The organism is Parendozoicomonas haliclonae (assembly GCF_900174585.1).
Taxonomy (GTDB): domain Bacteria; phylum Pseudomonadota; class Gammaproteobacteria; order Pseudomonadales; family Endozoicomonadaceae; genus Sansalvadorimonas; species Sansalvadorimonas haliclonae.
This window is the reverse complement of sequence record NZ_FWPT01000005.1, coordinates 229091-241439: the sequence shown is the minus strand read 5'-3', so window position 1 is coordinate 241439 and position 12349 is coordinate 229091. Positions and strand designations below refer to the sequence as shown.

Annotated in this window: 8 protein-coding genes; 1 reads left to right on the top strand and 7 read right to left on the bottom strand. The window is 53.4% G+C overall.

Annotated features, from left to right (window positions below):
• Positions 1-83: 83 nt before the first annotated feature.
• From EHSB41UT_RS12375 to EHSB41UT_RS12365, 3 genes are all read right to left on the bottom strand, one after another.
• Positions 84-515, bottom strand: a complete 432-nt coding sequence (locus tag EHSB41UT_RS12375; RefSeq protein ID WP_133060495.1) for an A24 family peptidase — start codon at positions 513-515, stop codon at positions 84-86.
• Between the two features lie 6 nt (positions 516-521).
• Positions 522-779: a Flp family type IVb pilin gene (locus EHSB41UT_RS12370; RefSeq protein ID WP_207626629.1), complete on the bottom strand. Its 258-nt coding sequence runs from the start codon at positions 777-779 to the stop codon at positions 522-524.
• 158 nt (positions 780-937) lie between these two features.
• Positions 938-3217: a YgiQ family radical SAM protein gene (locus tag EHSB41UT_RS12365; protein WP_087110255.1), complete on the bottom strand. Its 2280-nt coding sequence runs from the start codon at positions 3215-3217 to the stop codon at positions 938-940.
• 241 nt (positions 3218-3458) lie between these two features.
• Between EHSB41UT_RS12365 and EHSB41UT_RS12360 the strand changes: the two genes are divergently transcribed.
• A complete protein-coding gene (locus tag EHSB41UT_RS12360) occupies positions 3459-6830 on the top strand; it encodes an ankyrin repeat domain-containing protein (RefSeq protein ID WP_087110253.1) in 3372 nt (1123 codons plus the stop codon).
• A 9-nt stretch (positions 6831-6839) separates the two neighbouring features.
• On the opposite strand, the gene EHSB41UT_RS12355 is transcribed toward EHSB41UT_RS12360, so the two are convergent.
• The 4 genes from EHSB41UT_RS12355 to EHSB41UT_RS12340 all read right to left on the bottom strand — a co-directional run bounded on the left by EHSB41UT_RS12355 (position 6840) and on the right by EHSB41UT_RS12340 (position 12183).
• Positions 6840-7994, bottom strand: a complete 1155-nt coding sequence (locus EHSB41UT_RS12355; RefSeq protein WP_087110251.1) for a MalY/PatB family protein — start codon at positions 7992-7994, stop codon at positions 6840-6842.
• A 137-nt stretch (positions 7995-8131) separates the two neighbouring features.
• Positions 8132-8728, bottom strand: a complete 597-nt coding sequence (locus tag EHSB41UT_RS12350; RefSeq protein WP_087110249.1) for an acetate uptake transporter — start codon at positions 8726-8728, stop codon at positions 8132-8134.
• Positions 8729-8959: 231 nt separating this feature from the next.
• The gene (locus tag EHSB41UT_RS12345; protein ID WP_087110246.1) at positions 8960-10327 is read right to left on the bottom strand and encodes a DUF1329 domain-containing protein; all 1368 of its coding nucleotides are present in this window, start codon (positions 10325-10327) and stop codon (positions 8960-8962) included.
• A 20-nt stretch (positions 10328-10347) separates the two neighbouring features.
• Complete coding sequence (locus EHSB41UT_RS12340) at positions 10348-12183, bottom strand: DUF1302 domain-containing protein (RefSeq protein WP_087110244.1); 1836 nt, start codon at positions 12181-12183, stop codon at positions 10348-10350.
• Between the last annotated feature and the right edge of the window lie 166 nt (positions 12184-12349).

Here is a 12349-nt window from a genome sequence, read left to right as displayed (position 1 = left end):
AGAGAGGTTCAGGCCGCCGCTATCTAAACTGTCACTATCTAAACTGTCACTATCTAAACTGTCACTATCTAAACAGCCACTATCTAAACCGTCACTGTCGAAGCTATCACCCCCAGCATGCCGGAGAGCCCGATAGCGATACCGTAGGGAATGCCGCGTCTGCGTACGCCGGCCAGATCACGATGCAACCCGCCATAAGCGAGGCTAATAAACGCCAGAAGGCCGCCTAGCATTGCCATCACCACAAAGACATCAAGCCAAAGAGAGGAGCTGATACCGCAGAAATAAGCGAGTATCAGTTTTGCGTCACCACCGGCCATTATCCCTGCTGCGTACAGGACACCTGTCGCCAGAGTCAGCAACCCTAACGATGACCATGGGGGATGGCTAAAACCGTTGATCACAATGACGGTGATGGCAACCGCCATCACCAGCCAGTTACTGATGTGCCGGTATCGCCCATCGGTCCAGCAGACTCTCAGGGTCAATACCAGCAACACCAGTAATCCCAACATCGGGTATCAGGAACCGGCACCACTCAGCTGGTTGCTCAACCGCTGCATGGCTCCCTGCAGTGCGCCCTTCAGACTGTTGGTGCCATCTGCCGAGAACACCACGCCAACAACGGCAGCAATCGCCACAGCGACCAAAGCGTATTCAATGGCCGTGACGCCACGCTGGTCACTCTTTAACTGATCAAGGAACAGCCAGGATTTGATATACAAAGCGGTTAGTCTTTCACCGATCATCACACACTCCACTCTTTCTCTGTCTGACATGTAACATTGCTGTAAATGCCAGATTTAGAGGAAGCGACCCGGTTAAAGTTTCGGCAGATTTGTAACGCAGCGGTTAAATAAAACGGTAGAAAAGTAAACAGCAGACTACTCCACTGACCGATCAGTCAGTGGAGTAACAGTAAAGACAGGAGATAGGATTAACGAGCCGGCTTGCTGCGGCGAGCGCCACCAGACTTGGCTGGTTTACCCGGCTTTCCACCTTTATTGCCACCAGCAGGTCGGTTACCACCGGAAGCAGGCTTATCTGCACGACGGTTATCCCACTGACCGCCACGGGCTTTCTGGAATGGCTTACCCGCAGCAGTACGCGCCGGTGGACGACCACCCTGACGCTGCTGACCGCGACCGGAACCACGACGCTCTGCCGGCGGTACCAGCTGGTTCTCGCCATAGCCGATCAGGTCGGTACGGCCCATCTCGGTCAGCGACTTCCGCAGCAGATCGAAGTTCTTCTCGTCATGGTGACGCAGGAACGCCTTGTGCAGACGACGCTGCTCCATATTCCGGGGAATATACAGACGACCATCCTTATAGGTCACCCGCTTCAGCGGATTACGACCGGAGTGGTACATCGCCGTGGCCAGAGACATAGGCGATGGATAGAAGGTCTGCACCTGATCCACCCGGAAGCCGTTCTTCTTCAGCCACAGGCCGAGGTTCATCATATCTTCATCGGTCGAACCCGGATGAGCGGCAATAAAGTACGGGATCAGATACTGCTTCTTGCCCGCCTCTTTCGAGAATTTATCGAACATCTTTTTGAATTCATCGTAAGTTCCCATACCCGGCTTCATCATCAAATCCAGGGTATTCTTCTCGGTATGCTCCGGAGCGATCTTCAGGTAACCACCCACATGGTGGGTCACCAGCTCGCGCACATACTCAGGGTCCTTCACCGCCAGGTCATAACGGAGACCGGAAGCAATGGCGATCTTCTTGATGCCCCGCACCTTGCGCGCCGCACGGTAGAGTTCAGTGGTCTTCTCGTGGGATGTTTCCAGATTCTTGCAGATGGTCGGGAACACACAGGACAGACGACGGCAGTTGGCATGAATCTCCGCAGACTTACAGTTCAGGAAATACATGTTTGCCGTTGGGCCGCCCAGATCAGAAATCTGGCCAGTAAAGCCTGGTACCTTGTCGCGGATATCTTCCAGCTCATTCAGGATCGACTCCTGGGAACGGCTCTGGATCACCCGGCCTTCGTGCTCGGTAATGGAGCAGAAAGAACAACCACCAAAACAGCCCCGCATAATATTGACCGAGGTCTTGATCATGTCATAGGCCGGAATCTTGGCATTGCCATAAGCCGGATGCGGACGACGCTGATAGAACAGGCCAAACACGCCATCCATCTCTTCGGTAGTCAACGGAATCGGCGGTGGGTTCACCCACACTTCCCGGTTGCCATGTTTCTGGATCAGCACATGAGCATTCATCGGGTTGGACTCCTGATGGAGAACCCGTGAAGCGTGGGCGTAGAGAGCCGGATCCTTGCTCACCTTTTCATAAGATGGCAGACGGATACAGGTCTTGCTCTTGTCGTAACCGGCTTTGCGATGCAGTGGCAGAGGAATAATCCGTACCGGCTGAACACCTTCGGCTTCCGCCTGCTTATTCTCCGCGCAGGTGGACTCTTCTTTTATCTCGTAAGGGCTGCCACCGTAGGCCTCTTCCAGGGAAGCAATGTCCCGCGGCCAATCGATACGGGAAGAATCAATCTCGGTCCAGCCTTCCGGCAGGGCTTTTTTCAGAACGGCTGTGCCGCGAATATCCTGAATGGTGTCGATCGTCTCACCAGCTGACATACGATGAGCCAGCTCAGCCATGGCCCGTTCGGCATTACCGTAGATAAGAATGTCTGCGCCAGAATCCACCAGCACAGAACGACGCACTTCATCATCCCAGTGGTCATACTGGGCAATACGGCGCAGGCTGGCCTCAATACCACCGATATAGATCGGCACATCTTTATAAGCCTGACGGCAGCGCTGGGTATATACCGTGACGGCACGATCCGGACGCTTGCCGGGAGCAGCATCCGGGGTGTAGGCATCGTCATTGCGCTTTTTCAGATCAGCCGTGTAGTGGTTGATCATGGAATCCATATTGCCAGCAGCCACACCAAAAAACAGGTTGGGCTTGCCCAGCTTCATAAAGTCATCGGGTTTGGTCCAGTCCGGCTGGGAGATAATCCCTACCCGAAAACCCTGGGATTCCATAAAGCGGCCGACAACGGCCATGCCAAAGCTGGGATGATCGACATAGGCATCACCGGTCACGATGATAATGTCACAGGAATCCCAGCCCAGAGCATCCATCTCTTCACGACTCATGGGCAGCCAGGGTGCAGTTCCGTAGCACTCTGCCCAGTATTTGGGATATGAGAAAAGATCAGGAGCGGTATGTACAGGCATAGACTCAGGCGCGATGGATTTTAAAAGCCGGGCATTCTCTCAAAAATCGCGGTAAACATATACAAAAAGTCACCACGATCGACGCCGGTAAAAACCAACGGCTACTGAAAATAGCAGATCAAGCAACGGATTCTAATCGCGCTGCCCTGCCACAACATCCGCATTCACCGTGCCATAAAATCTGACCATGCCAATGATTTTGCTAGAGTTATCAGGAGTCAACGGCGCATTCAGGGACGATATGTCAAAAGATGGTGTAGGCAGCACACCAAGGCCACAACCCAATCCCGATCTGAACCGTATTGAGACCGGTAAACACCACCCTGCCACGGAAGAGACATCCGGAAACTTTTTCGGTCGCCAAGTGAGCGAAACAGAATCCCCCTCCACCCTTTTGAGCCAGGATTCTGAAACAGACAGCGGTATTGATACCCTCTCCACGACGTCATCCAGCTCGCTATCCGAAAGAGATATTGAAGTTAGTTATTCCGATGAGTTTGATCCAGAAGAAGAACAGGAGATGGGCGAAGAATTTGATCAGCTGGTTGCCGAGAATGATTACGAAACCTGTTGCCAAATCCTGCAGGAATACCCATGGCTACTCAAACGGGATCCGAGCTGCCTCAGTAGAAACTATGACAAGAACAATAACACCTGGCTCCACAAACTGTGCCAGGAAAATGATGATGCCTTCCTGTCGCAGCTTTTCTGTTACCCGCCAGTTATCGATGCCCTGCATAGTCTGACCAACCGGGCCGGAGAAACACCCCACCACCTCCTGATGAGCCAGCGTTCCGATATTATGAAAATGGTGGCTGAGGATATAGATCCTTCTGCCTACCATCAGGTGGATCAGCTGGGCAAAACCCCTTTGCATCTGGCGGTTTACAACGACCAGCAGGCCAACTGCGTATATGCTCTGCGGGCTGCACCGGAACTCCTGCTGCAGGAAGATTATCTGGGCACCACACCACTGCAGCAGATATTGAAAGACGACACCCTGCATGATGAAGACAAGCAACTGCTTTTCTCCGTGGCGCGAAAGGCGTCACCGACGTTTGCCACACAACTCGATAAAGCACTACGGCAATATAACGCGCCCAAGGCTTTGCTTGAGCAACTGACGCTCTCTGAGGACGAAGAGCTGGATCGAGCCGACCGGGCCATGATCTCCATGCGGTTCAAAACCCTGCTGAACAATGCCATGCTGTTAAGCTGCAAATCTATGGTCGTCGACGCCCCATGGCTTTTGGAACGGTATCCTCACGCCCTGCACCAGCATCTGCCCGACAACCCGGAAACACTGATGCATATGCTCAGTGAAGAACGCCACGCTGCCCAGGCTGTCCAGCAGGCCGTAACAACTCAGCAGGGCCGGAACGCTCTCACCCTGAAAAACGCCCGTGGTCTTACACCGCTTCATCTTATGGCCCAGACACCCGAACTTCTGGAGCAGCTGCCGACAAGCATCAACAGAGATCCTGCCTTTTCAATCACCAACAGCAAAGGGGCAACACCGCAACACTTGGCCTGTCGGGGACACTCTTATGAGTGTTGCAGCCTTATGATGGCCCGCAGCCCCGAAACCCTGTTTATTAGGGATGACAGACAGGAAACGCCATTTCAGGCCATGATCCGCAATACCCGGCTCTCTGAACAGGAACGCCTGAAACTGATTGAGCAGGCAGCAACCGTGCCCGGGTTTCAGGAAGCCATCACCAGCATTCGCGATACACCCTTCTGCAACAATGCCACACTCAATAACCGAATGGCTCAGCTGGCCAGACGCATTCCCCTGCCCGCCAAACCAGTTCGCCTGCAACAACAGGCTGCCTCAACTGGCGCGCCAACCAACACTTCAACTCTATCTCCTGACACACTCAAGGCTCTTGATCTGGCCGTTGATACAGCTAAGGCGCAAAAAAATCACACCGACTCACACACCAGCACTGTGGACAGCCTTGATCTGACATCGACTGTCACCAAGGGAAATGCCCAACTGGAGCAGCAGGCCAGCCAACTGGTACAAAAGCTGGGTAAGGTTGGTGTATATGGACGTTTTAACTGCTTCCCTAATGAGAGCACTAAGCGGCTGTATTCCATGGGTGATGAAAACGCCAGCCTGCAGCTAGTGCGTAAACTGGCCGACCTTGGTACGCCGACCATTCAGCTGCGTCTGTCACCTCCGGATGAAATCCTGTCGGATAACAGCCCATGTCTGACGGATACCCCCCGCCAGAACTGGTCACCGGAACAGCACCTCGAATTTCAACGCATGCGGGAGGTCAGTCTCCACAAGCTCGCCATTCTGCTGTCAGGCTCCGGTTTTGATCCCAACAACGGTGTGCCACAAACGTTCAAGCTGGGTGACAGTGAGATTCAGGTCGTTGAATATGATCAGGCCGTCGAGGATGAGCCGCAACTGGAACTGGGTTTTTCCGCGCTGACAGATAAGCGCCTGACTTTTAACAAACTTCATCCTAACCACTATCTGCGAGTGGCACCCTATCGTTTTGCCTCTGAGCTACAACTGGCGTCCTTGGATATTGATGGTGACCACGCTAATGTCCGACCACTTAACCTTCCTGTTAACAGTATTATTCCAGAGCAACTTAGCACAACCTCCGGGATTACCAGCGAACACGAATGGCTGGATCAGCAATTTACCCAACTGGGTCAGCCAGCCAATCATTATGGCGAGCAACTGGCCCAACTCTGTAGTCAGTGTCGTGACCAGAAGATTCATACCGGGGTTATTTATGGCACCCATCACCCCAAAGTCAGCGAAAGTAATACTTTGGAGAACTGGACAAGGGCGCTGAAAGGACAGGATAAACCCACGGTGTTGTTTATCAATAAATCCCGCGTTAATCCCAATACCCTGCATGTGCTTAACCGGATTGAGAAAGTCCCAATACTTGACCTGACCGAAGGCGAGGTCATGGAACAGGTAAAAGCCCTGGGCCAGCAAACAGGGCCAGCTCTCTGCCTGTTACCGGAACTGCCGAAGCCGGTGTTCCAACATTTGATTGGCAACTCCGACTTACCAACACTGACAGAAGGTGCCAATACCACCTCCCACCTGCTGGAAACCGGGCATACTTACCTGTCCTTGCTGCCTGAAGGCCAGACCCCAATTCCACAGGAAATTGGCTATCCGCTGGAAGCCTTGAAAGCAGAAGCCTTTTCCTACAAGTTATCGATGAGTGACATTGCCAGGGAATGTCTTGAGGAAGCCCATCAACTGGCTGTATCAGGAGATTATGCTGGCGCCCAAAGGGTTTTGGAGCATAACTCTATGCTACCGCCGCTCTTTTCCAGCAATAGTCAGCAGTCTGCTCATGATGCCAATGGTCTGAACAAACCGACCATTGCCGGCTTACTCAAAAAGGGTGCGGCGGGCAGACTGGGAGAGATTGAAGCTCAGGCCTTGCTGGCAGCACTGGACGTCTCCACCCAGGCCACCAGCCAATATATCGATAGCTGCCTCGACAATGACTCACCCACGAAAAACCACTACCAGATGCTTCAGCAGCATGTTGGCCAGGCCTTTAATAACTCGGTGACCGTCGCATTGGCACGGTTCGCTCAATTCAAAAACCTGGAGCTATAACGCCAGATATCATCCTCTAGCTGCTATGGCAGCTGCCATCCTGCCTACAGCCTCCTCAAGCACCGAACGCGGACAGGCAAAGTTCAGGCGCACGTAGTCTTTATCACCAAAGACTGCACCGGCATTCAAGCCCACACCAGCCTCCAGGAAAAAGGCCTGAGGATCATCCAGCCCCAGTGCACTGGTATCAATCCATGCCAGATAAGTGCCCTGCAACGGCTTCATGGTCAGACCGGGAATGGCATTGATCGCCTGCAGCAAATAGTCATGATTACCACGCAGATATTCGAGCAGGGCTTCATGCCAGTCACCACCTTCACTGTATGCCGCTTTGGCTGCAATAAAGCCCAGCATATCCGGCGGTGGCACAATACCATCGCGCACCTGCTGAAAACGTGCACGTAGTTCTGCATTGGGAATAATGGCGTAAGCACTGGCAAAGCCGGCCAGGTTAAAGGTTTTGGAGGCGGACATCAGGGTGACGGTATGCTCACGGGCAAAATCACTCAGGGAAGCAAACGGGGTGTGGCGTACTTCCTTATCCAGAATCAAATCACAGTGGATCTCATCGGAGCAGATAATCAGATTGTGCTTCTGGCAAAACTGTTCCAGTTCCTGCAGTTCTGCCTGTGAAAGAACCCGTCCATTCGGGTTATGGGGATTGCACAGTAATAGCAGTCGTGGTTCTTTGCTTTCCTGTCGCGCCAGACGAGCGTCCAGCTCTTCAAGGTCTAATACCGGCACACCATCACGGTCAGTCCAGTTCAGTTGGACCAGCTCACGATCGGCATTCTTCGGAGCTATCAGAAAGTGGTGATAGACCGGCACCGGAGCAATAACACTCTCATCACTGGTTGTATAGGCGCGGGTAGCAATATGCAGAGCAGATACAAGATTCGGCAGCCACACAATCCACTCGGCCTGAATCTCCCACTGATAACGTTCACGACAACGGTCAACAATCAACTGCTCAAGGTCTTTTCCGGGCTGGGTATAGCCATAGATACCATGGCTGATACGCTGATGCAGGGCTTCGGTGATCACCGGAGCTGTGGCGAAATCCATATCAGCAATCCACAGCGGCAGCACATCGGGGCCATAGAGTTCCCATTTCGCACTGTCGGTATGGGAGCGGTCCATCACTTGGTCAAATATAAAGGTCACAAAAAGCTCGGTGTCGTCAGGTCAAAAACGCAGTCTAAGCGCACAGACCATCAGAACCGTTTGACCTGAGACAAGCCTTCAGCACGGAGATATAAAGAGCATAAAAAAACGAGCTCACCAGGAGCCCGTTTCTGTCATCACACCAGTACCGCTTCTACCTGGACACTGGCTTGTTTCGGTTCGCCCATCGGGATCACTTCCCGACCGTACTTTTCATTCAGGGTCAGGCCAATCGCTTCATAGATCGCGCTGGCACCACAGATAATGCCCACATAACCGGCAAAGATGCCTACGCTGGCGTTACCGGTAAAGTCCTTGTACGCCAACAGGAAGAACAGCGTGGTCAGGGAGCCAAAAACAAACTTTCCGATGAAAGCGCCTTTCAGGGTGCCGAAGAACAGGCAAAGGGTGAAGATGCCCCACAGCAGCAGATACCAGCCAACGAAACTGTGCGGAGAAGCTTCGGTCAGGCCGAGTACCGGCAGTACCCAGATCAGGACCAGCGACCACCAGAACAGGCCATAGGAAGTAAAGGCCAGCGTGCCGAAGGTATTGCCACGACGGAACTCCATCAGTCCCACCAGCACCTGTGCCAGACCACCGTAGCACAGGCCCATGGCCAGAATCACAGCACTGATATCAAAGAAGCCGGCATTATGAATATTGAGAAGAATGGTTGTCATGCCGAAACCACACAGACCCAGGGGGGCAGGGTTTGCGTATTGCGTACTCATCGTATGTCCTGTTGTTTATAAAGGCAGAAAATCAAAGAGAGATATCGCGGGTGGTCATGCTGGGGGGACAGATGGCCATCTGAGAAGGTTGACCATTGTAGAGCGTTGTTCCCGACACACAATCGGGGTTTTTACCATTACAAATCACTGACAATTCCAGTGATTACCTCTAATGAAAAAGACCTCCCGCAGGAGGTCTTTCTGGCTGTCAGCCGTGATTAAGCATAACCATTACTTACCGGCACGGCGAAGAGCCGCAGGCGTAAAGGTTCTGCGCTTGGGGCTGAACTCAAAGTTGGTTGGCTTGGTTTCTTCATTCACCAGCCCCATGGCGATATAACGACCGGACTGCAGATCATACAGCACCTCGGCAGTCATACCGGTAGTCTGAGGCTGGTCCAGGAACACATGATGCCCTTCGGCCACACGCCACAGCTGGCCACGGCCATCATAGTGATCCACCAGAACCGCCTGCCAGGAGTCTTCGTCAATGTACATGGTACGCTTGGCATAGACATGACGGGCATCATCCTTCAGCGTGGCTTCCACCACCCATACCCGATGCAGCTCATAACGGGCAGAATCCTGGTTGATATGGCCCTTCTGGATCAGATCATCATACTTGATCTCTTTGGAGGCCAGACGGTAGGCGTTGTAAGGAACAATCATCTCCTTCTTGCCCACCAGCTTCCAGTTATAGCGGTCCGGAGAACCGTTATACATGTCCACGTTATCGGACGTCCGGGTACCTTCGGCAGCAAAACCCGGGCCATCATAAGCTACGGTCGGTGCGCGGCGTACACGACGCTGACCGGCATTGTAGGCCCAGGCACGGCGTGCCTCTTCCACCTGATCAATGGTTTCGTGAACCAGCAGCACGTTACCGGTCAGACGAGCCGGGCTGAGGGCACGACGCATAAAGTAGAACAGAACGTTGTTGTCCTGCTCGGCATCAAAGCCCTCTTCCAGATAGTGTGGGAACACCTGATAGTCATGCAGGCGTACGGCCATGTAATCACCGGTGTTCTGAACCACCATCTGCATGGTGAAGGCTTCAAAACCGCCGCCCTTGAAACGGGTCAGATGGTTCCAGGCCGCTTCCAGACCATTCTGGGGCATAGGGAAAGGCACGGACTCAGCAAAGTCCACCAGACCATTACCGCCCTCTTTCAGTTTGGCTGTAGTCGCATTGACCTTGGCCGCATCATAGATTTTCTGCGGATAGCTGACCGGACGACGACTCTCGTAAACCGGCAGCTTGTAAGTGTCCGGGTAACGCTTAAGCATCGCCTTAACACCATCGGACAGCTTATCGGCATACTGATCCATATTGGCGGCAGTGATCGTGTACAACGGCTTGTCAGCCGCATACGGGTCGATCAGAAAACCATCAGCATCCTGGGTGGTGACCAGCTTGCCGGTCCAGGCCGGAATGGTTCCATCGGCGTTACCGGCCTTGATCGCGCCTACTGGCGTCAGATCCTTACCCAGTTTGGCCGCTTCCTCCGGAGAAACCGCTGCCTGCAGGCCTGTGCTGGCCAGACCGAGACACATGGCCATAGACGCGGCCAGATGAGTTCTTTTGAGTGTTTTTATCATTATTATTGTCTCCGCAGTCCTTAAAAACTCACACCAAGGCTGAACGCAGCAAAATCACGATCCTTAGCCGGGTTGTATTCGCCACCCCAGTATTTGGTGACCGACAGACTGGCGTTGTACTTGTTCAGGTAATCCGCACCGACACCCACTGTCAGAGCCTGACGCCCTTCCAGGAATACACCGTTGGCGGAATAGCCATTCACATCATGGGAGTAAGCCACTTTCGGCTTCAGGTTGATGCCGGCAAAGACATTGTTGTACTCCAGCACACCCATAACCCGGTAACCCCAGGAATCGCTGGTCACATAGCCATCCGTCGTACACTGACTGGCCGTACCATTAATGACAGTGGTTGGCGACAGCTGCACGACCTGATTACAGAAAGCGCCCTCACCCAGACCGTAGGTAAACGCACGACCGTAACGCACCTCATCAACAGATGGCAGTGAACCGGTATGGGAGAAACCGACTTCACCCAGCATAGTCAGACGACTGGCGCCGAGAACCTGCTCAAAGAAGCGAACCACAGTCACCTGCGCCTGAGTCACTTCCAGCCGGTCATAACCGGAGACTTCACCCATTGGGCCAACAGCCTGGATACGATCATTCACCGGGCTCAGGCCAGGTACCGCACCACCGGTCAGGTTAGCCAGCAGCATATCAACAGGATTGATCTGTACCGGCGTATTGGGACGGTAACTGATCTCACCGGACACAGAGTAATCACCCAGAGACGTCGAGAAGCTCAGTCCGTAAAGGCGAATATCATCGGCATAGCTCAGGAAGTACTGTCCCCGGAAATCAGGAGCACCTGCTGGTGCGGCAACACCACCCAGCACCGGCGTGCGGCTGTGGTAGTTCATAAAGTAGGCACCGAACTCGGTATCGTTCAGCTCAGCTGCGTAGTAACGGGCAGCAATACCGAACTGACCGGAGTCACCGGGATCACGATCATCCAGACGCTCAAGCTTGGCAGCGGAAGCCAGTACCGTGTTGGCCATATTGTCCGATACACCCGGTGAGTTACCGCCAATAGAGGCAAAATCACAACCACCATACAGATCACCGGCAGAGAAGAAGGTGCCACAACCATCAAGAACGGTCTTCTGCCATTCAAGCTGGTAAAAGGCTTCCAGACTCAGGTTGTCGGTCAGGGAGATATTGGTATAGGCCATATTCACCGGCATCAGACCTTCCTTGATCTCCGCACCCGGGCGGCGGAAGGAGCTGACATCGACAGGGTTGGCTTCGTTGATGCCACCACGGATAAAGGTACTCTCCCCCCAGCTCACCACCTGACGGCCCAGACGAGCATCAATCAGGGTGTTACCCAGTTCAAAGTCACCGTAGACATAGGCATCGAGGATTTCTGCGCCGGAGAACTTGGCCAGATCATCAAAGCCGGAATCATCCAGTTTTTTGCTGGTGCGATTGTCGGCCTTGGTCGCAAAATCCACATAACCGGTATTGAAATGGCCATGGTCCACATTGCCATTCTTCAGACGGTTGTCGTACCAGAACTTGCCACGCACAAAGGCGCCATAGTTCTCGTAGTTCAACGAAAGGTCCATATTCCCTTTGAAAATTTCGGAGAAGGTATCGCCCTTCTTGAAGTTCTGCTTGCCATCATCACTGGCGCTACTGTAGCCGCCTCCCCCGTTACTGACAGCTATGGTATCGCTGTCCGGATTTTCCAGGGACCGACTCACACCCACCGAAAGCTGGGTATTCAGACTACCGTCGATGTCACCGTGGGAGAACTCCAGACCATAGGCCTGTTGCGCGAGAATCATGGAAATAGCAAACGCAAGTGGACGCCCGCTGGGGAGCGACGGTTTTGCTCGAAATGGAGACATTGTGTGTGTGCCCCTGATTATTATTGTTTTATGGGTCTCCGGGACTGCCGCTGTATCGCCACCGGGAAGCGGGATACTTCACTCCGGAACTGCGACAGCGCCATAGCAGCTTCGCCCTATGGCACTTGCCCATATGCCATCTCTATGTGGCATATATGCCAATATG